We start from the raw sequence: 26,290 nt of genomic DNA, 5'->3' as shown, positions 1-26,290 counted from the left end.
GTGTTGTCCCTGCGAGAAAAAACGCTGCCGTAAGGGGCGGGTAAGTCTCGCGCTGTACTGTGAATCCAAGCTCGCACAAAAGAGCACGCTTTTACATAACAGGAGGCAACACAATGCATGACGATCTGGTTCAAAAAATCAAGAGCGACCCCAGCTATCATCAGCTGGTCAAGGTGCGTTCCCGCTTCGGCTGGGCGCTGACGGGCCTGATGATGCTGGTGTACTACGGCTACATTCTGCTCATCGCCTTCAACAAGGAATTCCTTGCCACGAAAACGGGCGCGGGCGTGATGACCTGGGGCATGCCGATCGGCCTGTTCGTCATCGTGTTTACCGTGCTGATCACCGGCATCTATGTGCGCCGCGCCAACAAGCAATTCGACGACCTGACCAGCGCCATCCAGGCACGGGTGCAGGCATGAGCACCGCCAAGCATGCGCTGCGCGGCGTGTCCTGTCTGAGCACCTTGGCCTTGCTCGGTGCCAGCAATGCCGCGTTCGCGGCCGGCGCCGACCTGGGTCAGGCAGTCAAGCAACCGACCAACTGGACGGCGATCATCATGTTCGCCGCCTTCGTCATTTTTACCTTGTTCATCACCAAGTGGGCGGCCGCGAAGACCAAGTCGGCTTCCGATTTCTACACGGCTGGCGGCGGCATCACGGGTTTCCAGAACGGCCTGGCGATTGCCGGCGACTATATGTCGGCCGCATCGTTCCTCGGCATTTCCGCCGCCGTCTTCTTGAACGGCTATGATGGCCTGATCTATGCCATCGGCTTTCTCGTCGGCTGGCCCATCATCACCTTTTTGATGGCCGAGCGCCTGCGTAACCTGGGCCGCTACACGTTTGCCGACGTGGCCGCCTACCGCTTCAAGCAGGCGCCGATCCGCATCTTTTCCGCTTCCGGCACCCTCGTCGTCGTGGCGTTCTACCTGATCGCGCAGATGGTGGGCGCGGGCCAGCTGATCAAGCTGCTGTTCGGCCTCGAGTACTGGATCGCCGTCGTCCTGGTCGGTACCTTGATGATGATTTACGTGCTGTTCGGCGGCATGACGGCCACCACCTGGGTGCAGATCATCAAGGCCGTGATGTTGCTGGGCGGCGCCACCTTCATGGCCGTGGCCGTGCTGGCGCAATTCAACTTCAGCCCGGAAGCGCTGTTCGCCAAGTCGGTGGACGTGCACGCCACCAAGGAAGCCATCATGGGCCCTGGCAGTTTCATCAAGGATCCGATCTCGGCCATCTCCTTCGGCATGGCGCTGATGTTCGGCACGGCCGGCTTGCCGCACATCCTGATGCGTTTCTTCACGGTGCCGAGCGCCAAGGAAGCGCGCAAATCCGTGTTCTGGGCCACCACCTGGATCGCCTATTTCTACATTCTGACCTTCATCATCGGTTTTGGCGCCATCGTGCTGGTGAGCACCAATCCCGAGTTCAAGGATGCCGCCGGCAAGCTGCTGGGCGGTAACAACATGGCGGCCGTGCATCTGGCCAAGGCCGTGGGCGGCAACGTCTTCCTCGGCTTCATGTCGGCGGTCGCGTTCGCCACCATCCTCGCCGTCGTGGCCGGTTTGACCCTGTCGGGCGCGTCGGCCGTGTCGCATGATCTGTATGCGACCGTCATCAAGAAGGGCAAGGCGACGGGCGCCAACGAACTGAAAGTGTCGCGCGTGACGACGATCGTGCTGGGCATTATCGCCGTGGTGCTGGGCATCGCCTTTGAAAAGCAGAACATCGCCTTCATGGTCTCGCTGGCTTTCGCGATCGCCGCCTCGGCCAACTTCCCCGTGCTGTTCATGTCGGTGCTGTGGAAGGATTGCACCACGCGGGGCGCCACCATCGGCGGCTTCCTCGGCTTGATCACGGCCGTCGCGCTGACGGTGGTGTCGAAGTCCGTGTGGGTCGACGTGCTCGGCCATGGCGAAGCGCTGTTCCCTTACGCCTCGCCGGCGCTGTTCTCGATGACGGCCGGCTTTGTCGGCATCTGGCTGTTCTCGGTGCTCGACAAGAGCCCCCGCGCGCGCATCGACCGCGCCGGTTACGAAGCGCAGCAAATGCGTTCGGAAACGGGCATCGGCGCGGCAGGCGCCAGCGCGCATTGATGTAGAGGAGTTGCTGAAAGAAACAATGCCCGGTTCACCGGGCATTGTTGTTTTTGCGCGCTTACTTTGCCACGCGCAGGGGGATGACGCCGGCCGCCAGCGCGGGCGCGCCTGGCGTCGCTTCGAGTATCGACGCCAGGGTCACCGTGTCGAGCACGGCCAGAAAGGCGGCCGTGGCCTGGCCCAGCTTGGCCTTCAGCAGGCAATCTGGCGTGAGCGGGCAGGTATTGCTTTCCTTGTTAAAACATTCCGCCATGAAAAAATCGCTTTCCGTCTCGCGCACAACGGTGCCGATATTGATCTCGGCCGGGTCGCGCGCCAGGCGCAGGCCGCCATTTCTGCCGCGCACCGTTTCCACGATGCCTGACAGGCCCAGCTGGTGCACCACCTTCATCAAATGATTCTTCGAGATGGAATGCAGGTCGGCGATGTCCTGGATGGTCACGAGGCGGTCGCGGTGCACGCCCAGGTACATCAGGGTGCGCAGGGTGTAGTCGGTATAAGCAGTCAGTCGCATGGGGTATCGTTCATAAGATGTGGATTACATCCTTGTTTCAACCGCAGCATACAGGAGAGTGCCGGCCGTGTGTGTTGCGCCGTCACTTTTCAGCCTCGAAAGACAAAAGTTGATTGCCTTTCGCTTAAATGCGTAGTAAATTTTCATATTGTTGCCATGGCAAACAGCTCGTAAGCCCTTGTCGGCCCTTTGGGTAGGATTTTTTTTGATGGAAATCAAGAGGATGGTGAAGCAATAAGGTAAATTTACTACAAATTCGACGATGGGCGTTTCCCGGGCCGGGAAGCGCGAACTACGCAATCTGTGCGGTGCCGCCGTGGCCGCCCCAGGAAATACATACCATGCAAATGAATGAAGTGAAAGACGAGCTGCTGAGCAGCGATATCCGCCAGCTGGGCCGTCTGCTGGGCGACGCCATCCGCAACCACTTGGGCGACCCCGCCTTCGAGCGCATCGAACATGTGCGCCAGCTGGCCATCCGTTTCCGCCGAGACAATGATGAAGCGGCGCGCGCGCAGCTGTCGGACGCGCTGCAAGCGCTGTCGCAGGAAGAAACCACGCAATTGACGCGCGCCTTCAGCTATTTCTCGCTGCTGGCCAATATCGCGGAAGACCAGCATCACATCCGCCGCACGCGCGCCCACTTGATCGCCGGCTCGCCGCCGCGCCAGGGTAGCCTCAGCCATGCTGTCGGCAATGTGTTTGACGCGGGCAAGGCCGATGCGCTGGAAACGTTCTTCGAAGATGCGTTCGTCAGCCCCGTCTTCACGGCGCACCCGACGGAAGTGCAGCGCAAGAGCATCCAGAATTGCCAGATGGCCATTGCCCGCCTGTTGAGCGAGCGCGACCGCGTGCAAATGACGCCGGAAGAAGCCGAGCAAAACGAAGAAGCGCTGGGCCGCGGCATCGTCACCCTGTGGCAGACGCGTCTTCTGCGCACCAGCAAGCTGTCGGTCATGGATGAAGTGGCCAATGGCCTGTCGTTCTACGACCATACCATCCTGCGCGAATTGCCGAAACTGTATTCCTCGCTGGAAACCATGCTGGCCCAGCGCGATGCCCGCTGGGAAGATGCGGAATTGCCCAATTTCATGAAAGTCGGCAGCTGGATAGGCGGCGACCGCGACGGCAACCCCTTCGTCACGGCCGACATCCTGCGCAGCACCCTGCAAACGCAGGCCGACAAAGTGCTCGATTTCTACCTCGGTGAATTGCGCAAGCTCGCATCGCAGCTGTCGCTGGCGCAAATACTGAACGCCTGCAGCGAGCCGCTGCGCGCGCTGGCCGAACGCTCGGCCGATGCGTCGCCACACCGCGTGGACGAGCCGTACCGCCGCGCCCTGCATGGCATTCATGCGCGCCTGGACGCCACGCGCGTGGTGCTTTCCGGCAAGGGCAAGCAAGCCGACGGCGTGCAGCCCTACGCGGCGGCGGCCGAGCTGCTGGCCGACCTGGACGTGGTTCAGCATTCGCTCGTCAGCAATGGCTTGCGCGCGCTGGCCCGTGGCCGGCTGCGCCAGCTGCGCCGCGCCGTCAAGGTCTTCGGCTTTTCGCTGGCGCCGCTGGACTTGCGCCAGAATTCCGACGTGCACGAGCGTGTCGTGGGCGAACTGTTCGCGGGCGCCCAGCCGGGCCTGGTCTACCTGGACCTCGACGAAGAGCAGCGCATCAGCTTGCTGCTGGCCGAACTGGAATCGCCACGCCTGCTGACGTCGCCGTATGCGCAATACTCGGAAGAAACGACGTCCGAACTCGACATCTTCCGCGCCGTACGCGAAGCGCACGTCAAATACGGCAAGGAATCGGTGCCGAACTGCATCATCTCCAAGGCGGCCAGCGTCTCGGACTTGCTGGAAGTGGCTTTGCTGCTGAAAGAAGTGGGCTTGCTGCGCCAGGACAGCCGCGAAGTGGACGTCAACATCATCCCCCTGTTTGAAACCATCGACGACTTGCGCGCCGGCCCCGCCATCATGGCGCGCGCCTTCGGCTTGCCGTTCTACCGTGGCTTGCTCGAATCGCGCGCGGATCAGCAGGAAGTCATGCTCGGCTATTCGGACAGCAACAAGGACGGCGGCTTCCTCACGTCCGGCTGGGAACTTTATAAAGCCGAGATCGAGCTGGTGACGGTCTTCAAGCAATACCAGATCAAGCTGCGCCTGTTCCACGGCCGCGGTGGTTCCGTGGGCCGTGGCGGCGGACCCAGCTATGAAGCCATCCTGGCTCAGCCGGCCGGCGCCGTGCAGGGACAGATCCGCCTGACGGAGCAGGGTGAAGTCATTACGGCCAAGTATGCGAACCCGGAAGTGGGGCGCCGCAACCTGGAAGTGCTGGTGGCCGCCACCATCCAGTCGACCCTGTTGCCGCAGGCACAGCTGCAACCAAAGGCGTCGGCCGGCGCGGGCCACCTGGCCGCGATGGAAGAGCTGTCCGGCACGGCCCTGAACGCCTACCGCGACCTCGTGTATGGCACGGAAGGGTTTGAACAGTATTTCTGGGAATCGACGGTGATCGCGGAAATTGCCGCCCTGAATATCGGCAGCCGTCCCGCCTCGCGCAAGAAATCCACGTCCATCGAGGATTTGCGCGCCATTCCCTGGGTCTTGAGCTGGGCGCAATGCCGCTTGATGCTGCCGGGCTGGTTCGGTTTCGGTTCCGCCGTGCAAGCCTACCTGGCTGCCCATCCGGCCGGCGGCGCGGACGTGCTGCGCGGCATGTACACGGACTGGCCATTCTTCACGTCCTTGCTGTCGAACATGGATATGGTCCTGGCCAAGAGCGACATTGCCATTGCCGGCAAGTATGCGGAACTCGTCAAGGATAAAGTATTGCGCGAGGCCATCTTCACGCGCATCCGTGCCGAATATGCGGCCACCCTCGACGCCTTGAAGTTGATCACGGGCCAGGAAGAGTTGCAGCAAGCTAATCCGCTGATGCAGCGGTCCATACGCAACCGTTTCCCTTACATCGACCCGCTCAATCACGTGCAGGTGGAGCTGTTGAAACGCTTCCGCGAGGGCAAGCAGGATGCGGCAGCGCGCACGGGCATCCATTTGTCGATTAATGGGATTGCGGCGGGGTTGCGCAATAGCGGTTAATGAAAATCAAGCCCAACAGCTAAGGCTGGGGTCGTACCCTCAGGGTACGACCCCGGTACTTGCACTTGGGTTGGCTTTACGAACTCAGCAGAAAACAACAAGGAGACAGCATGACCATCAAAGTTGCCATCAATGGCTATGGCCGCATCGGCCGCAACGTCTTGCGCGCGTTTTATGAAGGCGGCAAGCAGCAGGATATCGAAATCGTCGCCATCAACGACCTGGGCGACGCCAAGTCGAATGCGCATCTGACGCGCTACGACACGGTGCACGGCAAGTTTCCCGGCGTCGTCACCATCGATGGCGAGAACATGCTCGTCAATGGCGACCGCATCCGCGTCTTCGCGCAGCGCGACCCGGCGCTGATACCGTGGGGAGAACTTGGTGTCGACGTGGTGCTCGAATGCACGGGTTTCTTCACGACCAAGGAAAAAGCGTCGGCCCATTTGAAGGGCGGGGCGAAAAAAGTCATCATTTCGGCACCGGGCGGCAAGGATGTGGACGCCACCATCGTGTTCGGCGTGAACCAGCACGTGCTGAAAGCCACGGACACCGTGATTTCCAACGCGTCGTGCACGACGAATTGCCTGGCGCCATTAGTGAAACCCCTCAACGACGCCATCGGCATCGAATCGGGCCTGATGACCACCGTGCACGCCTACACGAATGACCAGGTGCTCTCCGACGTGATGCATGAAGACTTGCGCCGCGCCCGCTCGGCCACGCATTCAATGATTCCCACCAAGACGGGCGCGGCGGCCGCTGTGGGCCTCGTCTTGCCGGAACTGAATGGCAAGCTCGACGGCTTTGCCATCCGCGTGCCGACGATTAACGTCTCGCTGGTCGACCTGTCGTTCATCGCCAAGCGCGACACGACGGTCGAGGAAGTCAATGCCTTGCTGAAAACGGCGTCCGAAGGCGCTTTGCAGGGTATTTTGACGTACCAGACGGAACCGCTCGTTTCCATCGATTTCAACCACAACCCGGCTTCGTCGAACTTCGATTCGACCCTGACCAAGGTTTCGGGCCGCCTCGTGAAAGTGTCGTCGTGGTACGACAACGAGTGGGGCTTCTCGAACCGCATGCTGGACACCACGGTCGCCCTGATGGCGGCCAAGTAAGAACGTAGTACCGCTGATCCAGCGCACCAGGACGGCCGGCCCACAAGGCTGGCCCTTGTAGCAACTTATTTTAGAAAGCAGCAACCATGACCATGCAAGTACAGCAACGCGCCACCAAGATCGTTTCCACCATCGGCCCCGCTTCGAACGATATCGACACTCTGGTCCGCATGTTCAAGGCCGGCGTCGACGTCGTGCGCCTGAACTTTTCGCATGGCAAGGCGCAAGACCATATCGACCGCGCCCGCATGGTGCGCGAAGCGGCTGCCCTGTGCGGCCGCGAAGTGGCCATCATGGCCGACTTGCAAGGCCCGAAGATTCGCGTCGGCAAGTTTGAAGAAGGCAAGATTTTCCTGGAAAACGGCGCCAAGTTCATCCTCGACGCGAAATGGGGCGAGAACGGTGAACTGGGCAATCTCGAGCGCTGCGGCCTCGACTACAAGGAATTGCCGCGCGACTTGCGCGCCGCCGACGTATTGCTGCTCAATGACGGCCTGATCGTGCTGACGGTCGACAAAGTCGTCGGCAGCGAAATCCACACCACCGTCAAGATCGGCGGCGAGTTGTCGAACAACAAGGGCATCAACCGCCAGGGCGGCGGCTTGTCCGCGCCAGCGCTGACGGCCAAGGATATGGAAGACGTGAAAACGGCGATGAGCTTCCAGGCCGATTACGTGGCCGTCTCGTTCCCGAAAAACGCCACCGACATGGTCATGGCGCGCCAACTGGCCAATATCGCCGGCGAAGCGTGGGACCACAAGCCGATGATGATCGCCAAGATCGAACGCGCGGAAGCCATTCCTGCGCTGCAAGAAATTCTCGACGCCTCCGACGGCATCATGGTGGCTCGTGGCGACCTGGCCGTGGAAGTGGGCAATGCGGCCGTGCCTGCCTTGCAAAAGCGCATGATCAAGATGGCGCGCGCGTCGAACAAGCTGGCGATCACGGCCACGCAGATGATGGAATCGATGATCGTCAACGCCGTGCCGACCCGCGCGGAAGTGTCCGACGTGGCCAATGCCGTGCTCGACGGCACGGATGCCGTCATGACGTCGGCGGAAACGGCGTCGGGGCGTTATCCGATCGAAACGGTGGAAGCGATGGCCGCCATCTGCCTGGACGCGGAGAAATGGGACACTTGCAAGCTGGACGCCGATTTCCTCAACGCCACGTTCTCGCGCATCGACCAGTCGATCGCCTACGGCGCCCTGTTTACGGCCCACCATTTGCGCGTCAAAGCGATTGCCACCCTGACGGAATCGGGTTCGACGGCACTATGGATGAGCCGTTGCAACATCGACATCCCCATCGTCGCCCTGACCCCGAGCGTGGGCACGCGCCGCAAGCTGGCCCTGTACCGCAACGTCAGCACCCTGGAACTGACGTCCGGCACCGACCGCGACAAGGTCTTGCAGCAGGCGGAAGATTTGCTGGTCGAGCATAAAGTCGTGGCCAAGGGCGACACGGTCGTGCTGACCTGGGGCGAGCCGATGGGCAAGGTCGGCGGCACGAATGCGCTGAAAATCATGAAGATCGGCCAGCACTGACCGTCTCGCGCGCCGCCAGTCGCCTGCAGCCTTAAGAATGGCTGAAAAACAGGCGCTTGGCCGCCCGCCGCAATGGCAGATGCCCAATCTGCCATTGCGGTGACCCCATTTCCGTGTCAGCATGGCTTTCCTGCCTTCCAGGGTGCATCCGGAGTTCATGATGACCGAGTACTTGCCTGCCTTGATCTGGTCGCTGTCGGCCTTCGCTTGCCTCTTCATCGCCAAACACCGCGCCTTACGAATAACGGCCATCCGTGCCGTCCTGGTGACTTTCCTGGGGCCGTTTGTTATTCCCTTCGTGCTGGCCGCAAGGCCCGAGATACGCCGCTAAGCGTGTGGCCTGCGCGCGTTCCTCTTTGCTATAGTCAAGTTTTTAGCTGAGGAATGCCCATGCAGCGCAGCGCGCCCCTGTTTCTGATGACCATCCTTGCCCTGTCCACGGCCACGTTCGCTTCGGCGGCCGAGCCGGCGCAGCGCTTGCAACGTGCCACCGGACTGTGGAAGGTGACGCCCGCCACCTCGCCATTTTCCTGGGAAATCTGCGTCGACCACGCGCGCGACCGGCTGATCGACGACGACCTGTGGTCCGATTTCGAACAGGAATGCCAGATCGAGTCGCACAGCCGCCAGGGTGATAGTTACCATTTTCAATCCAGCTGTCCGGACGCCAGGCTGGCCGTCACCTTCAAGGGCGACCTGGCCAAGGCATATACCCTGAGCGCCGACACCACCGTGCAAGTCAATGGCAAGAGCGAAGTGCAGCGCACGGAACTGGCGGCCGTGTTCCAGGGCGCTTGTCCGGCTGGGCTGGCGCCGGGCGCGAAGAAAATGCGCGGCGGCATGGTGATGAAGAGCTTGTACATCAACCGCTAGAAGATTGCCGCCACGCTGAAACAACAGTTTCCAGGGAGAGGCAGGCATCGGCATTGACGCCATAGGCAATGATTTGTGATAATGAGAATTATTATCAATTAGCCGCGCCTTGCCTTGCGCGCATCGGAGTCCCAGTGAACATTGCGCAGTCCAGCGAGTCGATAGCCGGCATTTACAGCCACCACCATGGCTGGCTGATGCGCTGGCTGCGCGCCAAGCTGCAGTGCGCCGACCATGCGGCCGACCTGGCACAGGATACCTTCGTGCGCCTGCTGACGGCGCCGCCGGAGAACCGGCAAAGCTTGCGCGAGCCGCGCGCCTACCTGACGACCGTGGCGCAGCGCCTGCTGATCGACCATTACCGGCGCCTGTCGCTGGAACAGGCCTGGCTGGAAACGCTGGCGCAGCAGCCTGAATTGCTGATGCAGTCGCCGGAAGAACGGCTGCTCGTGCGCGAAGCATTGCAGCGCATCGATGCCATGCTCGACGGCTTGCCGCCGCCGGTGCGCAGCGCCTTCCTGTTGGCCCACGTTGACGGCCTCGGCTACGGGGAAATCGCCCGTCGCCTGGCCGTGAGCGAGCGCAGCATCAAGCGCTACATGGTGCAGGCGTTCGAGCGCTGCATCCTGCTGATCCTGTGAGCGCCATCGATCCCTGCGCCGCGCGCGCGGCGGCGCAATGGCTGGTGCGCCTGCACGGCGGCGCCTTGACCCCAGACGAGCAGCAAGCGTTCCAGGCCTGGCGCGCCAGCGATCCCGCGCATGAAACGGCCTGGCAGCGGGCCGAACTGGTGTGCAGCACCCTGGCCAGCGTGCCGCCCGCCCTGCGCCAGGCGGCGGACGCGGCGGGGCCGTCGCCGCAGCGGCGCGCCGTGCTCTCTGGCCTGGCGGGGTTGATCGCGGCCGGGCCTGCCCTGTGGCTGGCCAGCCAGTCGGCGCCCTGGCAAGCGTGGCGCGCCGGCATCCGCACGGCCAGGGGCGAAATCCGCCACATGACATTACCCGACGGCACGCAGCTGGTGCTCAATACGGACACGGCCATCGACGTGCGTTTTGACGCCGCGGCGCGACTGGTGGACTTGCATGCGGGTGAACTTCATGTTGCCACGGCGCACGACAGGGCCGTGCCGGCGCGCCCGTTCCTCGTGCGCAGCAGCAATGGCGCCGTGCGCGCGCTGGGCACGCATTTCAGCGTGCGCCAGCGTGGTAGCGTGCTGGCGCCGCGCACCGAGGTCAGCGTCAGCGAGGGGGCCGTCGAGATCGCGCCATCGCAGGCGCCCGAGGCTTTGCACAGGGTCGATGCGGGCCGGCAGGGCAGTTTCGACGACGTCGCCGTTTCCGCCTTGATGCCGTTGTCACCCCATGCGGATGCCTGGCTGCGGGGCGTGCTGATCGCCGAGCGCATGCCGCTGGGCGAGGTGCTGGAACAGGTGGCGCGCTGCCGCTATGGCGTGCTGCGCTGCGATCCCGCGCTGGCCGCCATGCCCGTGGACGGTATCTTCCAGCTGAACGACCCGGACAACATCCTGCTCTTGCTGCAGCGCTCCCTGCCGATCCGGCTGGCGCGCCGCACGCGCTACTGGATCAGTGTCGAGGCGGCTTGAGATTGTCGGCTTACGCGTGGCCTTGCCACGCTAAGCCGACCTACGCCTGTCGGGTATGGTAGGTCGGCTTAGCCCGCAGGGCGTAAGCCGACGTGCTCCAATTTACTTCTTGCCTGTCCCTTTTTGCTGATTGCTTCGTCATACAAGATAGAGAACGAACAATCCGAACCATCGAAAGGGCTTTACATGGCTTTGCAGCACCGCAGTTTGACAACGGCACGCATGACGCTCCATCCCACCACCGGCGCCGTGCGCGCCGCGCTGGTCCTGTTCCTCGCCGTGGGCGCCGCCGGCGCCGGCTTGCCGCAAATGGCGCTGGCCGCCGAGTCCGCCCCGGCCGTCACCGGGCGCGACTATCATATCCCCGCCGGCAGCCTGCGCGATGCGTTGCCCGCGTTTGCCATCGCCGCCGGGATCAACCTGTCCACCCAGGGCGTGGCGCTCGACGGCCTGGCGACGCCGGGCTTGCAGGGGCGCCATGGTGTCACGGCCGGCCTGCAAAAACTGCTGCAAGGCAGCGGCCTCGAAGTGACGGATGGTGGCAATGGCAATTACCTGCTGCGCAAGATCAATGCCAGCGCGGCCGATGGCGGCCTGGCCAGCATGCCGGCCGTCGTCGTCAGCGCCGAAGCCGACCGCGCCACGGAAGGCACGGGGCTATACACGTCGAGGAATATGTCGACGGCCACAGGCTTGAACCTGTCGCAGCGCCACACGCCGCAAACGGTGAGCGTCATTTCGCGTCAGCAAATGGAAGATTTTGATCTGACCACCCTGCAGGATGTGGCGCGCGCCACGCCCGGCATCTATGGCAAGACGCAGGGCGTGTCCGACCAGGAAACCAGGTATTTCGCGCGCGGCTTCGCCTTGAGCCACGTGAATGTCGATGGCTTGCCGCTCGACGTCACGGATTTCAATGAGCGCAACGTCTCGGCCGACATGCTGATGTACGACCGCGTGGAAGTGGTGCGCGGCGCCACCGGCCTGATGGAAGGGGCGGGCGCGCCGTCTGGCAGCATCAACATGGTGCGCAAGCGTCCCACGGCCACGCCCTTGCTGGATGCCTCCATTCACCTGGGCAGCTGGAAGGACCGGCAATTGACGGTGGACGCCAGCAATGCGCTGAACGAATCGGGCAGCGTGCGTGGGCGCGTGGCGGCCAGCCTGCGCGACAGCGATAGTTTTGTGGACGTGGTCAACAACAAAAACAGCACCGTGTATGCGATCGTCGAGGCGGACCTGACGCCATCGACCACGGCCGGCATCGGTTTTTCGCGCCAGCACAGCCGCACCGGCGGCGTGTTCGTCGGCTTGCCGACCTTGCTTGACGGCCGTCACATGGACTTGCCCCGCTCGACTTTCCTGAACAATGCTGATTCCTTCCAGAAACGCGACAACAACGTCGTCTTCGCCGACCTGGAAACAAAGCTGGAGAAGGGCTGGCGCAGCCGCTTTGCCATCACGCATATCGACGCCTCGTCGGACACGCGCAATACCACCAACAGCCGCGTCGCTGGCGAAACGTATCTGCTGGAACAGTCGGAAACGGGCTGGAAGTACGGCACGAAGCAAGTGGTGGCGGACTGGCGCTTGAGCGGCCCCGTCACCTGGTTCGGCCGCCAGCATGACGTGATCGTCGGCGCCAGCTACCGCCATGACGATTCGGACGCGGCCCAGAGCTGGGAAGGCGCGCAAACGCGCGTGATCGATATCCGCCGCTGGAATCCGCGCGCCTACCGCATGAACGGCGCGCCATTTGAGCCGTACAACTGGGGCCGCAAGACGGACGAGAAGGGCCTGTACGCGGCCGGCAACTTCAGCCTGGCCGATCCGCTGCGCCTGGTGCTGGGCGGGCGCTTCGGCTGGTATGCGCAGGATGTCACGGGCTGGTATGCCACCAATCCGACGTGGCGCCGCAGCCTGACGGAGAACGCGAAATTTACGCCGTACGCTGGCCTCGTCTACGACCTGGACCAGCACCACTCCATGTATGCGAGCGGCACGCAGATTTTCGAGCCGCAAAGCGTGCTCGATGTCAAAGGCAGTACCTTGCCGCCGTTGAGCGGCACCAACCTGGAAGTGGGCGTCAAGGGAGAATATTTTGGCGGCAGGCTCAACGCCAGCGGCGCCTTGTTCCGCATCCGGCAAAACAACCGCGCCATGACCGATGAAGTCAATTGCCCCACGGGCGGCCCCATCTATTGCGCCCGCGCGGCCGGTCAAGTGCAAAGCGAAGGCGTCGACTTGCAATTGTCGGGCTCACCATTGCCGGGCTGGCAGATTTCGGGAGGCTACACCTATGTGCTGGCCAAGTACACGAAGGACAGCGTGGCCGCCAACATCGGCCAGCGCATCGCCACCGATGAACCGAAGCAATTGTTCAAGCTGTACACGAACGTGCAGCTGAACGGCAGCCTGGCGCCATGGAATGTGGGTGCCTCCGTGTACGCGCAGGACAAGATCTACCGCCGCGATACGGCCTACCTGACGCGGCAGGGCGGCTACGCCATCGTCGGGTTGACGGCCGGCTATCGCATCAATGAGCAGCTGCAGCTGCGCGTGAATATCGATAACGTGCTCGACCGCCGCTACTATCAGGCGCTCGGCTATTCCTGGTCGGGCGGGCTGGAGCGCTATGGCGCGCCGCGCAGCGTGCTTGTCTCGCTGAACTACAAGATGTAGCGGCTGCGCCAGCGGAGCGCGCCCGTGCGGGCGCCTCTGCTACACTGCCGCCGTCTTTATCTTTCCCCTTTGCCATGACCGCTACTCCTGTCCTCACACCCCTGAAAAGCGCCTTCCAGCAATCGCGCGCCGAGAATAACATCGAGCTGATCCTGCCTGAACTGCTGGCCGCGCAACTGCACGTCGTCATCGGCGGGCAAAGCGAGCAGATCGACCTGTTCCTCGTGCCGTCGCCCAATCCCGAGCGCCAGTGCGTCACGGTGGCGGAAGACCTGGCCTTCCTGGCCGGCATCGCCTTTCCGAAGATTCCCGTCACGGGCGCGCAATTGGTCGCGTCGATTCCTGCCGACATCGAAATCGTCATCCTGCATGGCGATGGCGCCAATTACCTGACGCGCGAGCAACTGGCGTGGTTCCGCGGCATGCTGGCGCAGCATACTTGAGCGGCATTCCCGCCAGGCGCTTCAAGCCGGCGCGCGCGGAATGGATACGCTTTGCGGCCGCCGACGATGCCAGCGCGCAAGCGGCGATGCTGGCCAATCTGCGTCCCGTGCTGTGGCGCAGCGTGCTGCTGGGCGGCTGCGCCCTGATCCTCGCCTTTGTCGGACAAGCCGTCTGGCGCGATACGGCGTACGCGGGCGAGGCAGTGCTGCTGCTCCTGCCGGCGCTGGCCGCATGGATCGTCTGCCTGTTGGTGCTGACTGGCCCCGCTCTGTCTTTTCATGTCGAAATCAACGACGCCGGCCTGTTGCTGCGCCGGGTGGCGCGGCGCCTGCCTGGCCATGACAAGGTGCTGCAACTGGTGCCGCGGCAGATCCGCGCGCTCGAGGTGGTGACCTACGCGGGCGCGGTGAATGTCTACCGCGGCGGGCCGCCGATGGCGCGCGTGGAGCTGCTGCTGCACACGACCCTCGACGGCTGTCCGCTGATCCGCGTGGTGGGCATGGATCTGCCCGTGCCGCAGCGCTGGTCCTTGCGGCAGATCAAGGACGAGCTAAGCGACCGCTGTACGCTGGCCGGTATCCCTGTGGCCGTGCGGGCCGGTCCGACCTATCAGGCGTCTGCCGCCATACGCGCGCAGTGGCCGCCAGCCTGAACAGACGAGCGCTGTCGCATGGCGACCTCAGAATATTGCCATTCTTGTCATAATATTGCTGAAGTCCTATGAATATGTTCGCAAAGCAACTATACTCATGGCTCTTTAAAAATCATCGTCACGCTGGCGGCCAGCCATCCGCGCCAGAGTTCGTACGCATTCCGCTTTTTCCCTCTGTAAAAAGCACCTTTCCCCCGCGCGGCAGGCGCGGGCGTGATGACCGAGCCTTGCCCTGGTCGACTGCTACCGTTGTCTTTTCCGCTGTGTTGCCGCTTTAGTAAAAAGCGTGGCGCCGGCGCGCGCGGTGCGCCGTCATGTTTTGCGACGTCACGTTTCACTCTATTGAGTTCACGACAGTATGCTGAGTTCCATCTTTGCCGTATCGACCGATACCATGCAGTACATCTATGGCACGCACAATGCGTGGCTGGTGCTGTTTTCCATCGGCATCGCCATCTTTGCCTCGTTCATGGCCCTGCAGATCGCCGGCATGGCGCGCAGCAGCGAGCGCGGCTTCCAGCGCCAGACGGCCATCATCACGGGCGCCATCGCGCTGGGCGGCGGCATCTGGTCGATGCACTTCATCGGCATGCTGGCCTTCGACATCTGCACGCGCGTGTCCTTCGACCCCAGCCTGACCTTGCTGTCGATGCTGCCCGGCATGGCGGCCTCGTGGGTGGCGCTGCACATGCTGGCGCGTCCGAGCATCAACTGGCGCCAGCTGGTGGTGGGCGGCGTGCTCGTCGGCGTGGGCATCGGTTCCATGCATTACAGCGGCATGGCCGCCATGCAGACGTCGCTGACCCTGCATTACCAGCCGTGGCTGTTCGCCCTGTCGCTGGTGGTGGCGGTCGTCATGGCCATGCTGGCGCTGTGGATACGCTTCGGCCTGAGCGCCATGCGTTTGCGCCTGACTCCCTTGGCATCCTTGCTGGTCAGCAGCGTCGTCATGGGGCTGGCCATTTCAGGCATGCATTACACGGGCATGTTGGCGGCGCGCTTTTCCGGCACGCCCACGGCGGGCGACAACACGATCACGGTGCAAGCGTCGTTCGTGGCCCTGGCCGTGGCCCTTATCACCGTCACCCTGACCGTCTTCGTGGCCGCCGCGAACGGCTTGCTGCGCTACCGCCAGCTGCTGCGCCACGCCAGCGCCAGCGAATCGCGCCTGCGCGCCATTGTCGATACGGCGGCCGACGGTTTGATCACCATCGATGGACAGGGCAAGGTGCGCTCCTTCAATCCGGCCGCGGAAAGCCTGTTCGGCTGGCGCGAAGCGGATATCGTGGGGCGGGACGCCAGCGTGCTGCTGCAGCCGGCCGACGCGGTCGAGTACCAGGGCTACCTGCGCGACTACCTGGAAACGGGCGCCTCGCGCATCCTCGACAGCGGACGCGAACTCGATGGCTGCTACAAGGATGGCACGGTGCTGCCCATGCGCGTGGCGATCGGCAAGATCGACACGCCGGGCCAGCCCCTGTTCGTGGCGTTCGTCACGGACATGCGCTCGTCGCGCAGCATGGAGCAGGCGCTGAAAGACAGCGAGCGCCAGTACCGCACCCTGATCCGCAATATCCCCGGCGTGTCCTTTCACTGCAGCTTCGCGCCCGAATGGAAGATGATCTTCATCAGCGACGCCGTTTTCAATCTGACGGGCTGGATGCCGCAGGACTTCATCGAGGGGCGAGTCAGGCTGTTCGAGCTCGTGCATCCTGACGACCGCCAGCGCGTCAACGACACCTGCGTGCAGGCGGCCGGCGAAAAGCGCGATTTCGAGAACGTCTACCGCATGATGCACCGCGACGGGCGCGAGCGCTGGGTGCGCGAAAGCAGCGGCCCCGTGCTCGATAACGACGGCGTGGTGCGCTGGATCGACGGCGTCATCCTCGACATCACGGAAAGCGAATTGCGCAACGCCGAATACGAAGGCAAGGTGACGGCCATCTCGCGCGCGACGGCCGTCGCCGAGTTTGACTTGCAGGGGCGCATCCTGGCGGCCAACGAGAACTTCCTCGACCTGGTCGGCTACCGGCTCGACGACGTGCTGGGCCTGCACCACAGCATCTTCTGCGAACCGGGCTATGTGACCTCGCCCGATTACATCGCGTTCTGGCAGCACCTGGCGCAGGGTGAATTCAACACGGGCGAGTACAAGCGCATCGGCAAGGATGGCGGCGAAGTGTGGATACAGGCCACGTACAACCCGATCTTCAACACGGACGGCAAGCCGTTCAAGGTGGTCAAGCTGGCCACGGACGTGAGCGAACGGCGCGCCATGCAGGAAAACCTGCGCGCGGCGAAAGACCGCGCCGAACTGGCCGCCGAATCGAAGACCAGCTTCCTGGCCAATATGAGCCATGAAATCCGCACGCCGATGAACGCCATCATCGGCTTTACGGAAGTGCTGCTGGGCACAGCCCTGGACAGCCTGCAGCGCCGCCACCTGGGCACGGTGCGCCAGTCGGCCCGCTCGCTGCTGGAACTGCTGAACGACATCCTCGACATGGCCAAGCTGGAAAAGGGCGCGACCGAACTGGAACTGGTGGACTTTTCGCTGCCCGATCTGGTCGACCACGTGGCCGCGTCGCTGCGCGTCACGGCGCATGCGCGCGACCTGGTGCTGCATGTCGACGTCGATCCCGGCATGGGCCAGTTCTTCCTGGGCGACGCGCGCCGGGTGCAGCAGGTGCTGACGAACTTGATCGGCAACGCCGTCAAGTTCACGGAAGTGGGCCATGTGCGCGTGGCCGTCGGCATGCAGGGCGAGCAGGTGCATATCGCCGTGCACGACACGGGCATCGGCATTCCGGCCGACCGCCTGGACAAAATCTTTGCCCCGTTTACGCAAGCCGACTCCTCGATGAGCCGGCGCTTTGGCGGCACGGGCCTGGGCACGACGATTTCGCTGCAGCTGGTCGAGCTGATGAAAGGCACCATCACGGTGGAAAGCACCCTGGGCGTGGGCAGCGTGTTCCACGTGCTGCTGCCGCTGGCGCCGGGCAAGGCCGTGGCGCGCCGCAGCGAGCAACCGGTGGTGGCCTTGCCGCCGCTGCGCATCCTGGCGGCCGACGACGTGCCGCAGAACGTGGAGCTGCTCTTGATCAGCCTGGGCGCGGCCGGCCACCAGGTGATCGCCGCCAGCGATGGCGAGAGCGCCGTGCGCGAGTTCAGCAAGGGCAGTTTCGACATCGTCCTGATGGACGTGCAGATGCCGCGCATGGATGGCCTGGAAGCGACGCGTTTGATCCGCGTGTTCGAGCGCGAACAGGGCCTCAAGGCGACGCCCATCATCGCCCTGACGGCCAGCGTGCTGGAACAGGACCGGCGCGCCGCGCAGACGGCCGGCATGAACGGCTTTGCTTCGAAGCCGCTGGAAATGCACAAGCTGACGGCGGAAATCGCCCGCCTGCTCGATATCGCCGTGGCCATGCCGCCGCCGGCGGCCGGCGCGGCGGCGCGTGCGGCGGCCGGCCAGGTCGACTGGCAGCGCGGCATCGCCCTGTGGGGCGGACGCGAAGCCTTGCAGCGCGCGATTGGCCGTTTCGTGCAGGCCAATGGCGATTGCGCCGCCATGCTGGCGGCGGAACTGGAGCGCGGCGGCGTCAGCGTGGCAGGCCATCTGCTGCACCGTATCAAGGGCGCGGCGGGCAACCTGTGCCTGGTGCAGGTCGAAAGCCTGCTGGGCCGCATCGAGCAAGCCATCGCGCGCCAGCTGCCGGTGACGCAATTGCTGGTGCAGCTGGCGGCCGCCTTCATGGCGCTGGCCGGTGAGCTGGAAGAGGCGGGGCTGCCGGCTGTGGCCATGCAGGCGCCGGCCGCCGGCGCGCCCCTCGATGCCTCCGCTGCGGGCGCCTTGCTGCGGCAAGCCATCGCCAGCCTGGAAGGCGGGCAACTGGACGACGCCCTGATGGCGCAGATCGCCGCCATGCTGGCGCCGCACGGCCAGCAGCCGCGCCTGCAGGCGCTGGCCAGCGCCATCGACGACTTTGAATTTGCGCGCGCCGCGGGCGTGCTGCGCCAGCTGCTGGCGTGGCTGGAAACGCCAGCGCCTGCCGACCTTTCCTGATATTGGGCTAACGATGACCTTACACGAAGACAAACCGATCCTGCTGCTGGTCGACGATGAAGCGACGAATCTGCAGGTGCTGCGCCAGATTTTGCAGGACGATTACCGCCTGCTGTATGCCAAGGATGGCGAGAAGGCGCTGGAACTGGCGCAGAACAACCCCGTCGAACTGATCCTGCTCGACATCATGATGCCCGCCATGACGGGCTATGATGTGTGCCGGCAATTGAAGGCCATGCCGGCCACCGCGTCCATCCCCGTCATTTTTGTGACGGCCCTGTGCGACGTGAAGGACGAGGCGGACGGCTTTGACGCCGGCGCCGTCGACTACATCACGAAACCCGTCAGCCCGCCCATCGTGCGCGCCCGCGTGCGCACGCATCTGTCGCTGGTCGACGCCGAGGAATTGCGCCGTTCGCGCCTGCAGGTGATCCAGACCCTGGGCCAGGCGGCCGAGTACAAGGACAACGAGACGGGCATGCACGTCATCCGCATGAGCTATTACGCGCGCCAGCTGGCGCTGGCGGCCGGCTACAGCGTCGCCAGGGCGGAAGATTTATTGAATGCGGCGCCCATGCACGACGTGGGCAAGATCGGCATCCCCGACGCCATCCTGCAAAAGCCGGGCAAGCTCGATGCGGACGAGTGGCAAGTCATGCGCCGCCACGCGGAAATCGGCGCGGCCATCATCGGCGAGCACGCAAGCGGCCTGTTGAAAATGGCGCGCACCATCGCCCTGACGCACCACGAAAAATGGGATGGCAGCGGCTATCCGCAAGGCTTGAAAGGCGAGGAAATCCCGCATGAAGGCCGCATCGTCGCCATCGCCGACGTCTTCGACGCCCTCACCAGCGAACGCCCTTACAAGCGCGCCTGGACCATCGACGAAGCCATCGCCACCATGCAGCGCGACAGCGGCACGCACTTCGACCCGGACCTGCTGGCGCTGTTCGTGGAACAATTGCCGGCCATGCTGGAGATCAAGGACAAGTGGCGCGAGCCGGTATAGGGAATCTCAGATCAGGGCGGGTCCACGCGCAGGCAATCGGCCAGCAACGGTGCATACGCAGCGCTGTCGCCGAATGCCAGCTGTGAGCACGCCATGGTCTGGCCCAAGGTTGCCATGTTGCGCGATGAAATGGCATACGCAAGTTTGCCGGGCTGGCGGCGCGATGGATACATGAAACCGTGAATCGCGCCGGCTTCCTGTGCGATGATCTGATCCAGCTGCCAGCCCAGCCATTGGCACCAGCCGTGATCGGGGCTGCGCAATTGGTCAAAAATACCGAGCCGGCTGGCGGCAAGCCCTGTCAGATCGAGCAATTGCAGCGGGGTGCTGAATGACAAGGTCGCGATCAGCGCTTGTTCCGCCCTGTGCGCGATGTAAAAGGTGCCCGGGCGCGTGACGTCGTTGCGGCAAAGCTGGGCTTCCCAGGCTGCCGTGCAGGTATCTTCCGCGATATAGACCCAGTGATAGGGGAAGCCGTTTGAGTCAGCCAGCTCGGCGGGCGGCCCGAAGCGGTAGGTGCGTTCGACCTTCGCGGGCCAGATGGATGCCACGTTCCATGCTGCGCGTATCAGGGCCTGGCCAGCTGGAAAGGTGACGATATTGCGCAATAATTCTGCGCTCAACGATGCCAGCGCCGGCAGGCGCGCAGCCATGTCCGGTGGGACGGGGGACGTTGTATGTCCGTGTTGCATGTTAACCCACGATGTCAGCCATCCCCCTATGCTGCCACTTCGCCACCGCAAGCACCTTGCGCAATCTCTCGTTTGCCGGCAGATTCAGCAGCGCCTGCTGGCCTGGATGGATTTCGGCCCGCGTTTCGAACGATTTGCCAGCGAGCATCTCTGCTGGCGACAGTTCGTTGAGTTCGTCTGCACCACTGACCCAGAAGGCATGGATTTCACTGCTGGTCTGGCCGGAAAGGATGGCCAGTACCGGCGCGATCAGTTCCGGCACGGGCTGGACAAATTGCCATGCAGGAAATTCCTTGCCGATACTGCGCCCCTTGGGCGTCACGCAATAAAACCGATTGTTTTCCACCGCGCGATACAGCGACGCTTGCGACAGTTCCACCCATCCTTGTCCAATGACATCGGATACCTTGAGTTTTGACCCTGGGAGCTGGAGCGGCGTGAGCGGCGGCGCGGCGCCCAGCGAGGCGCGCGCCTCATGGAGCGCGCGCGTGGCCAGGTCGATCAGGCGCGGGCGCTCGGGCCCTTGCGCCAGTATGTCGAGCTGTGCGGTCACGAGGCGCGAGAATTGTTCCACCAGCCGCAGGTCGCTGTCCGTTAAGGCCTGAAGCTCGGGCGCCAGAGTATCGTGATGCAGATGCGCTGTCATGATGATTCCTTTGCAGTAGCATGGTAAAGAACATCATATACAAGATTCTCATGTTTCGCAACTTTATCATACGATGTAACTTTCGTATCCAGCGATAAAGCATGCGGAAAGAATGCCAAGTGCATCAGGGCAAGGTGTCAGGCATGCGCAAAATCCGCCGTATCTCCAGAATCGCCTGCGGACTTTCCTGCACGCTGTGCCACGAAGGGATGACTTTTTCCGACAGGGCGCCGTCGAGGTGGGCGCTGGCGTAGGGCACCACGCCGTCGCTCGATTCCGCCAGCGGCAGGTCCGGCGTGTCGTTGCCCATGATGGAGTAGTAGCGCACGTTCGGGCTGATGGGCAGGTCGGCTACCAGGCGCACGAACGGATCCTTGTCGCTGAGATTATCGATGCTGTTGGGGATGCGCAGCGGTTCGCTGCTGCCCGTGTCGAGCTGCGCCAGGCTGCCGGCCGCGTCGGACAACTGGTCGAGCATGTTGATGGGCAGTGTGATCAGGTTGGCGATCCAGCGCGCCACCTTGTGGTTGGCGAACGAGGTGCCGCGGTGCGGCGCGGCGATGAAGATGGCGCGGTTCACTTGCGGCATGGCCGTGAAATTCAGGTAGGGCGCCAGGCCGGCGCGCACTTTTTCCGCCTTCTTGCCCTTCAAATTGTATTCTTCCGTGATGGCGTCGAGCAGGGTGTTGCTGGCATCGGAGACCATCAGGCGCGCCAGCACGCCGCCCATGCTGTGGCCGATCAAGACCATGTCGTTGGCCGCGTCGGCCTTGGCCGAAGGGTCGAACTGCGCCAGGGTCGCGTTCAGCGCCTTGCGGATGGCGGCGTTGTTGGCCGCCAGCGGCGCATTGCTCGGGTAGTACACTTGCCAGATCTGGTAGCGGCGACGCAGCTGTTCGTCGCCCATCAGTTCATTCGCCACGTTGATCCACGCTTCCGGGCTGCTGGCCAGGCCGTGCAGCATGACGATGGTGCGCTTGTTCGGATCGTAGGGCTGCATCAGGTGCACCTGCGGGCGCGAGATGCCGTCGGCGCGGCCGAACAGGGTGCGCAACGCCTGTACGCCAAAGCCGGAACGGGCCAGCCACAAACCATAGCCTGCCGTGAAATTGGCGGCCACGGGCAGTTCCTGGCCCGCCATGCGCGTCGATTCGCTGCGCGTCGGGTCGACCAGCATCACCAGCAGCTGCTGCGTGGCCAATACCTCCTGCAGGCTGTTGCCGTCGAAGCGGATCAGCGCCGTGACGACCGGGAAGCGGGTTTCCTGATACGGTACATAGCCGTCTTTCGAAGGCCTGGGTTTAGGCATGACGGCCACCAGGTCGGCGCCGAAGCCGTCGCGCCGGTACACATTGCGCAGGCCGGAAAACGACAGCGATGTGGCCGGCAGTAGTTCGTCGGGCAGGGTGCCGTCGTCGGGCAGGCGCAGGGCCGACAGTTCGCTGTCGATCTGCCAGCCGGCGACGCGGATCACATTGCCGTCGGGACGGTATTCGCCACGGTGGCGAAACAGGTTGCCGACGGCTTTTTGCACGGCATAGTTATAGTAGTCGCGGATTTGCGTCTGGCGTTCCTCGAAGGCGCGCTGGCCCGGCGTGCGCGTCGTGTAGAACAAATAGGCATACGCGTAGCGGGCCGATTCGAGCCACGCGGCCAGCGTTTCGGCACTCGGGGGGCCGCCCTGTTTTTCTTCCGCCAGCGCGCTTTCCAGCCACAGTTCGGACAAGGTGGCCAGGCGCTGCTCGTCGCTGAGCAGTTCGGAGCGGGCCAGGTCGGCGCGGCAGCTGCCCGTATTGGCTTCGCAAGCGGCGATGTCGCTGCCGATGATGCGCAGCACCTCGCTGGCCGAGGCGCTCAGTTTGCCCGTGGTGAGGATGTCGCCGCGCCGCTGCTGCAGGTAGTCGGCCGGCGAGATCGCGCTGACGGTGACGGCGGCGCAGCCGCTCAGGAGCGCCGCAGCGCACAGCAGGGCGCATACGCGCAGGCGCCGCATCGGCATCAGCATGTGGGGACGCGCCTTAGAACGAGTAGACCAGCGTCAGCGACGTTTGCGTATCCGTGTTCTTCTTGTCGTCCGGTACGCGCGTGTCGTTGCGGGCGCTGAAGGCGGCTTTCATCTGCATGGTGCCGTTGATTTTCGTGCTGAGGGCTGTTTCGGCGATCGAGTGGGTGTTCGAGGTGCCCCGTTCCACGCTGACCGTCTGGGTGAACATGGCCGACTGGCTGATCTTCCACTTCATGGCGGCCGCGCCGCGCACCGTCAGGCCGTGTTCCGATTCGCCCGCGTCGTTGGTGCCGCTGAAATAGCCCGGACCGACTTCCACGTCGACGCTCTTGTCGCTCGACTGGTACCAGCGCGAGCCATGACCGACGGCCAGGGTCGAGTACTTGGTGTAGGCGCCGAACTTGTCGTTGACGTGCGAGGCCAGCACGAACAGCTTTTCATGATCGGCCATCAGCTTGTAGGCGGCCTTGGCGGACGCGGAAAAGCGTTCGGCCGAGCGTTCGCGCACTTTCTCGCCATCGTCGTTGGTCGTTTCGTCTTCCTTGAAGTAACCGCTGAAGATGTACTGGTTGCTCCAGTCATCGAGTTCCTGGCGCGCGTCGATCTTGCCCGTGACGGAAGTGCCGACCGTATTGCCCGAGGTGGTGATGGCGCCCAGTTCGGCGGAAGTGCTCCAGCTGCCGATGGGGATTTCATCGAACAGCATGCTTTGCTTGGTGTCTTTGGTGTCTGCGGCGGCGCTGCTGCAGCTGATGGCCATGGCCAGCGCCAGTGCGAGAGAGTGGGTCGATTTCATGGCAGTATTGGTTTGTGGCGTGCGCCAGGCGCGCCTGATCTTCGTTAATGGCAGTGGTGGTTTGCAGGCCGCGGCAAGCCGGAAGGCGCCGAAAACATGCGCACATCAGCATGCGCGCGCGGGCGCGGCCAAACATTGTCGAGGCTGTATTGTACCCGACCCTGCCATCGCGCGCCGCACGCGGCGGGGCTGGCAAGTGGCGCGCGCCTGGCGTATGCTGCGCCTATTTGCTGCCTGATCTTTACAAGGAACTCCCGTGCGCTGCCTGGTCATCGAAGACGAAGCTGAAACTTCCCGCTATATCTGTGCCGGCCTGCGCGAGGCCGGCCACGACGTCACCGCCTGCGACAATGGCATCGACGGCATGCGCCTGGCCTGCGGCGAAGACTGGGATGCGCTGGTGCTCGACCGCCTGCTGCCCGGCGAGATCGATGGCCTGGCCATCGTCGCACGCCTGCGCGGCATGGGCCGCAATACGCCCGTGCTGGTGCTGTCGGCCCTGTCCAGCGTCGACGAGCGCGTGCGCGGCCTGCGCAGCGGCGGCGACGATTACCTGTCAAAACCGTTCGCCATCGCCGAACTGCTGGCCCGTATCGAGGCGCTGCTGCGGCGCGCCGCGCCCGTGCCCGAAGCGACGCAGCTGCAGGTGGCCGACCTGGTGCTCGACATGCGCACCATGCGCGTGACGCGCGCCAACCGGCAGATCGCCCTGCAGCCGCGCGAATTTCGTTTGCTGGAATACCTGATGCGCCACCAGGGCCAGTCCGTCACGCGCGCCATGCTGCTCGAAGCCGTGTGGGACTACCATTTCGACCCGCAGACCAACGTCATCGACGTGCAGGTGAGCCGCTTGCGCACCAAGGTGGACAAGGAATTTTCGCCGCCACTGATCCACACGGTGCGCGGCGTCGGCTACACCCTGGGCGTGATCGACGGTGCGTAACTGGCACCGCTCGATCGCGGCCCGCCTGGCGCTTGGCTACGGCGTGCTCGTGGTCGTCTCGATCAGCATCGTCTGCGCCGTCTTCTATTTCGGCACCATCGGCGTGCTCGATCGCAGCGTGGACCGCAAGCTGACCCTGCTCTCGGAGCGTCTCGCCGCGCTGTACCAGCAGGGCGACAGCAGCCGCACGACGGCGGAAATCGCCCATTTGCTGACAGACCGCACCGACAGCGACACGGAGATCTTTTTGCTGGTGGGCGCCGATGGCCGCCGCGTGGCGGGCAATCTGTCGTCCTGGCCCGACGTGGGCAGCCCCGTGGGACACCTGCTGCACCGCGACGTCACGCGCGAAGGGCGCAGGGTGCCCGCGCGCATGCTGATCCGTGACCTCGATGGTGGCGCGCGCCTGTTCGTCGGGCGCGACATGGAAGAGGGCAAGTCGATCCGCACGCTGGTGCTGCGCTCGCTGGCCTATGGCGGCGGGGTGGCCATCTTGTTGGTGGTGGCGGGCGCCTGGCTGTTCCGCCGCCAGCTAGAAGCGCGCATCGGGCAAATCCGCCGCACGGCGGGCGAAATCGAGGCCGGTGACCTGAGCCGGCGCATTCCCGTCGCCAGCGAGGATGAATTCGGCTTGCTGAGCCGCGACATCAACCGCATGCTCGACCGCATCGAACACCTGATGGAAGGCGTGCGCCACGTGTCGAACGCCATTGCGCACGACTTGCGCACGCCGCTGGGCCGCATCCGCAACAAGCTCGATGGCGCCCTGCGCCAGCAGCAGAACGTGGCCGGCTATGCGCAGACGGCGCAGGCGGCCATCGACGATATCGACGACCTCACGCGCGTGTTCGACAAGCTGCTGCAGATCGCGGCGGCCGAATCGGGCATGCGCCCCGAGAATTTCGACGACATCGACCTGCAGCAGATCGGCGCGGACATCGTGGAAATGTACGAAGCCACGGCCGACGAGCAGGGCGTGCTGCTGGTGCAGATGTATGGCGACGGCGTACCGGCGCGCGGCGACCGCAACCTGCTGGGCAGCGCGCTGGCCAGCCTGGTCGACAACGCCATCAAGTATGCGGGGCCGGGCGCCACGGTGGAAGTGTCGGCCGGCAGCGATGAGCAGGGCGGCTGGCTGGCCGTGCGCGACAACGGCCCCGGCGTGCCAAAGGAAGAACTGCCGAAGCTGACGCAGCGCTTTTACCGGCTCGACAAGAGCCGCCACTTGCCCGGCAATGGCCTGGGCTTGTCCATCGTGGCGGCCATCGCGGCCCTGCATGGCGGCAGTCTGGAGATCGAGGACGCGGCGCCGGGCTTGCGTCTGCGTTTGCGGCTGCTGCGCTAGCATGGACAGCGTGGCGTATCGGCACATTACCAACTTGTAACCCCCTTCATTTTCGCCTCCCCCTATCATCGGCTCTACCCGGCGTGGAGCGGCTGCGTGCGCGCAGCCGCCTGTTCCGGGCTGCCCGCGGCCGTCGCCGCGTCCATTTCAGTA

21 protein-coding genes are annotated in these 26,290 nt (G+C 63.8%); 16 read left to right on the top strand and 5 right to left on the bottom strand.

Annotation, left to right across the window (positions count from 1 at the left end):
• Positions 1 to 113: 113 nt before the first annotated feature.
• Both FG13_RS06075 and FG13_RS06070 read left to right on the top strand, forming a co-directional pair.
• A complete protein-coding gene (locus FG13_RS06075; protein WP_035819344.1) occupies positions 114 to 422 on the top strand; it encodes a DUF485 domain-containing protein in 309 nt (102 codons plus the stop codon).
• Entirely contained in the window at positions 419 to 2,101 is a 1,683-nt protein-coding gene (locus FG13_RS06070; protein ID WP_200880256.1) for a cation acetate symporter, read from the top strand. Before FG13_RS06075 ends, FG13_RS06070 begins: the two co-directional genes overlap by 4 nt.
• A 61-nt stretch (positions 2,102 to 2,162) precedes the next feature.
• Here the strand turns inward: FG13_RS06070 and FG13_RS06065 are convergent, their stop codons facing one another.
• Positions 2,163 to 2,618, bottom strand: a complete 456-nt coding sequence (locus FG13_RS06065) for an RrF2 family transcriptional regulator (RefSeq protein ID WP_035819341.1) — start codon at positions 2,616 to 2,618, stop codon at positions 2,163 to 2,165.
• A gap of 341 nt (positions 2,619 to 2,959) precedes the next feature.
• Here FG13_RS06065 and ppc point away from each other — a divergent pair, with 341 nt between their 5' ends.
• From ppc to FG13_RS06005, 12 genes are all read left to right on the top strand, one after another.
• A complete protein-coding gene (ppc, locus tag FG13_RS06060) occupies positions 2,960 to 5,713 on the top strand; it encodes a phosphoenolpyruvate carboxylase (protein WP_200880255.1) in 2,754 nt (917 codons plus the stop codon).
• Positions 5,714 to 5,823: 110 nt separating this feature from the next.
• Positions 5,824 to 6,834 carry a type I glyceraldehyde-3-phosphate dehydrogenase gene (gap, locus tag FG13_RS06055; protein WP_035819339.1) on the top strand — a complete coding sequence of 337 codons (1,011 nt, stop codon included), beginning with the start codon at positions 5,824 to 5,826 and terminating at the stop codon, positions 6,832 to 6,834.
• A gap of 86 nt (positions 6,835 to 6,920) precedes the next feature.
• Entirely contained in the window at positions 6,921 to 8,381 is a 1,461-nt protein-coding gene (gene pyk, locus FG13_RS06050) for a pyruvate kinase (protein WP_081922461.1), read from the top strand.
• A gap of 157 nt (positions 8,382 to 8,538) precedes the next feature.
• A complete protein-coding gene (locus FG13_RS30380; protein ID WP_161784151.1) occupies positions 8,539 to 8,712 on the top strand; it encodes a hypothetical protein in 174 nt (57 codons plus the stop codon).
• Positions 8,713 to 8,771: 59 nt separating this feature from the next.
• The gene (locus tag FG13_RS06040) at positions 8,772 to 9,254 is read left to right on the top strand and encodes a DUF3617 domain-containing protein (protein WP_035819333.1); all 483 of its coding nucleotides are present in this window, start codon (positions 8,772 to 8,774) and stop codon (positions 9,252 to 9,254) included.
• A 68-nt stretch (positions 9,255 to 9,322) separates the two neighbouring features.
• Entirely contained in the window at positions 9,323 to 9,895 is a 573-nt protein-coding gene (locus tag FG13_RS06035; RefSeq protein WP_081922460.1) for a sigma-70 family RNA polymerase sigma factor, read from the top strand.
• Positions 9,892 to 10,857 (top strand): FecR domain-containing protein, encoded by a 966-nt coding sequence (locus FG13_RS06030; RefSeq protein WP_051958624.1) that lies wholly within the window; start codon positions 9,892 to 9,894, stop codon positions 10,855 to 10,857. Before FG13_RS06035 ends, FG13_RS06030 begins: the two co-directional genes overlap by 4 nt.
• Positions 10,858 to 11,079: 222 nt before the next feature.
• A complete protein-coding gene (locus tag FG13_RS06025) occupies positions 11,080 to 13,539 on the top strand; it encodes a TonB-dependent siderophore receptor (protein ID WP_235211674.1) in 2,460 nt (819 codons plus the stop codon).
• Positions 13,540 to 13,613: 74 nt separating this feature from the next.
• The gene (locus FG13_RS06020; RefSeq protein WP_035819325.1) at positions 13,614 to 13,982 is read left to right on the top strand and encodes a hypothetical protein; all 369 of its coding nucleotides are present in this window, start codon (positions 13,614 to 13,616) and stop codon (positions 13,980 to 13,982) included.
• Positions 13,979 to 14,635, top strand: coding sequence for a hypothetical protein (locus tag FG13_RS06015; protein WP_035819323.1), 657 nt, complete (start codon positions 13,979 to 13,981; stop codon positions 14,633 to 14,635). The genes FG13_RS06020 and FG13_RS06015 overlap by 4 nt, the downstream gene beginning before the upstream one ends.
• A 358-nt stretch (positions 14,636 to 14,993) precedes the next feature.
• The gene (locus FG13_RS06010; protein WP_035819321.1) at positions 14,994 to 18,701 is read left to right on the top strand and encodes a PAS domain S-box protein; all 3,708 of its coding nucleotides are present in this window, start codon (positions 14,994 to 14,996) and stop codon (positions 18,699 to 18,701) included.
• 13 nt (positions 18,702 to 18,714) lie between these two features.
• Positions 18,715 to 19,710, top strand: a complete 996-nt coding sequence (locus tag FG13_RS06005; protein ID WP_035819320.1) for a response regulator — start codon at positions 18,715 to 18,717, stop codon at positions 19,708 to 19,710.
• Positions 19,711 to 19,721: 11 nt separating this feature from the next.
• Here the strand turns inward: FG13_RS06005 and FG13_RS06000 are convergent, their stop codons facing one another.
• The 4 genes from FG13_RS06000 to FG13_RS05985 form a co-directional block, all read right to left on the bottom strand.
• Positions 19,722 to 20,363, bottom strand: a complete 642-nt coding sequence (locus tag FG13_RS06000; protein ID WP_081922459.1) for an RES family NAD+ phosphorylase — start codon at positions 20,361 to 20,363, stop codon at positions 19,722 to 19,724.
• A 40-nt stretch (positions 20,364 to 20,403) separates the two neighbouring features.
• Positions 20,404 to 21,048: a hypothetical protein gene (locus FG13_RS30830; protein ID WP_051958622.1), complete on the bottom strand. Its 645-nt coding sequence runs from the start codon at positions 21,046 to 21,048 to the stop codon at positions 20,404 to 20,406.
• Between the two features lie 124 nt (positions 21,049 to 21,172).
• On the bottom strand, positions 21,173 to 23,053 hold the full coding sequence (locus FG13_RS05990; protein ID WP_081922458.1) for an esterase/lipase family protein: 1,881 nt from the start codon (positions 23,051 to 23,053) through the stop codon (positions 21,173 to 21,175).
• A 13-nt stretch (positions 23,054 to 23,066) separates the two neighbouring features.
• Positions 23,067 to 23,849, bottom strand: a complete 783-nt coding sequence (locus FG13_RS05985; RefSeq protein ID WP_035819317.1) for a DUF481 domain-containing protein — start codon at positions 23,847 to 23,849, stop codon at positions 23,067 to 23,069.
• 256 nt (positions 23,850 to 24,105) lie between these two features.
• On the opposite strand from FG13_RS05985, the gene FG13_RS05980 reads away from it, so the two are divergent.
• Entirely contained in the window at positions 24,106 to 24,792 is a 687-nt protein-coding gene (locus tag FG13_RS05980; protein WP_035819315.1) for a winged helix-turn-helix domain-containing protein, read from the top strand.
• A complete protein-coding gene (locus FG13_RS05975; protein ID WP_035819313.1) occupies positions 24,785 to 26,137 on the top strand; it encodes a sensor histidine kinase in 1,353 nt (450 codons plus the stop codon). The genes FG13_RS05980 and FG13_RS05975 overlap by 8 nt, the downstream gene beginning before the upstream one ends.
• Positions 26,138 to 26,290: the final 153 nt, after the last annotated feature.

The organism is Janthinobacterium sp. RA13 (genome assembly GCF_000745325.1).
GTDB lineage: Bacteria > Pseudomonadota > Gammaproteobacteria > Burkholderiales > Burkholderiaceae_D > Janthinobacterium > Janthinobacterium rivuli.
The sequence above is the reverse complement of the archived record's forward strand: the minus strand, read 5'-3'. Positions and strand labels throughout refer to the sequence as shown.

Bases quoted from the DNA above. Each gene is read 5' to 3' on its own strand.
- FG13_RS06075 (WP_035819344.1), top strand. From the start codon at position 114: ATGCATGACGATCTGGTTCAAAAAATCAAGAGCGACCCCAGCTATCAT.
- FG13_RS06070 (WP_200880256.1), top strand. From the start codon at position 419: ATGAGCACCGCCAAGCATGCGCTGCGCGGCGTGTCCTGTCTGAGCACC.
- FG13_RS06065 (WP_035819341.1), bottom strand. From the start codon at position 2,618: ATGCGACTGACTGCTTATACCGACTACACCCTGCGCACCCTGATGTAC.
- ppc (WP_200880255.1), top strand. From the start codon at position 2,960: ATGCAAATGAATGAAGTGAAAGACGAGCTGCTGAGCAGCGATATCCGC.
- gap (WP_035819339.1), top strand. From the start codon at position 5,824: ATGACCATCAAAGTTGCCATCAATGGCTATGGCCGCATCGGCCGCAAC.
- pyk (WP_081922461.1), top strand. From the start codon at position 6,921: ATGACCATGCAAGTACAGCAACGCGCCACCAAGATCGTTTCCACCATC.
- FG13_RS30380 (WP_161784151.1), top strand. From the start codon at position 8,539: ATGATGACCGAGTACTTGCCTGCCTTGATCTGGTCGCTGTCGGCCTTC.
- FG13_RS06040 (WP_035819333.1), top strand. From the start codon at position 8,772: ATGCAGCGCAGCGCGCCCCTGTTTCTGATGACCATCCTTGCCCTGTCC.
- FG13_RS06035 (WP_081922460.1), top strand. From the start codon at position 9,323: ATGATTTGTGATAATGAGAATTATTATCAATTAGCCGCGCCTTGCCTT.
- FG13_RS06025 (WP_235211674.1), top strand. From the start codon at position 11,080: ATGACGCTCCATCCCACCACCGGCGCCGTGCGCGCCGCGCTGGTCCTG.
- FG13_RS06020 (WP_035819325.1), top strand. From the start codon at position 13,614: ATGACCGCTACTCCTGTCCTCACACCCCTGAAAAGCGCCTTCCAGCAA.
- FG13_RS06010 (WP_035819321.1), top strand. From the start codon at position 14,994: ATGCTGAGTTCCATCTTTGCCGTATCGACCGATACCATGCAGTACATC.
- FG13_RS06005 (WP_035819320.1), top strand. From the start codon at position 18,715: ATGACCTTACACGAAGACAAACCGATCCTGCTGCTGGTCGACGATGAA.
- FG13_RS06000 (WP_081922459.1), bottom strand. From the start codon at position 20,363: ATGGCTGCGCGCCTGCCGGCGCTGGCATCGTTGAGCGCAGAATTATTG.
- FG13_RS30830 (WP_051958622.1), bottom strand. From the start codon at position 21,048: ATGACAGCGCATCTGCATCACGATACTCTGGCGCCCGAGCTTCAGGCC.
- FG13_RS05990 (WP_081922458.1), bottom strand. From the start codon at position 23,053: ATGCTGATGCCGATGCGGCGCCTGCGCGTATGCGCCCTGCTGTGCGCT.
- FG13_RS05985 (WP_035819317.1), bottom strand. From the start codon at position 23,849: ATGAAATCGACCCACTCTCTCGCACTGGCGCTGGCCATGGCCATCAGC.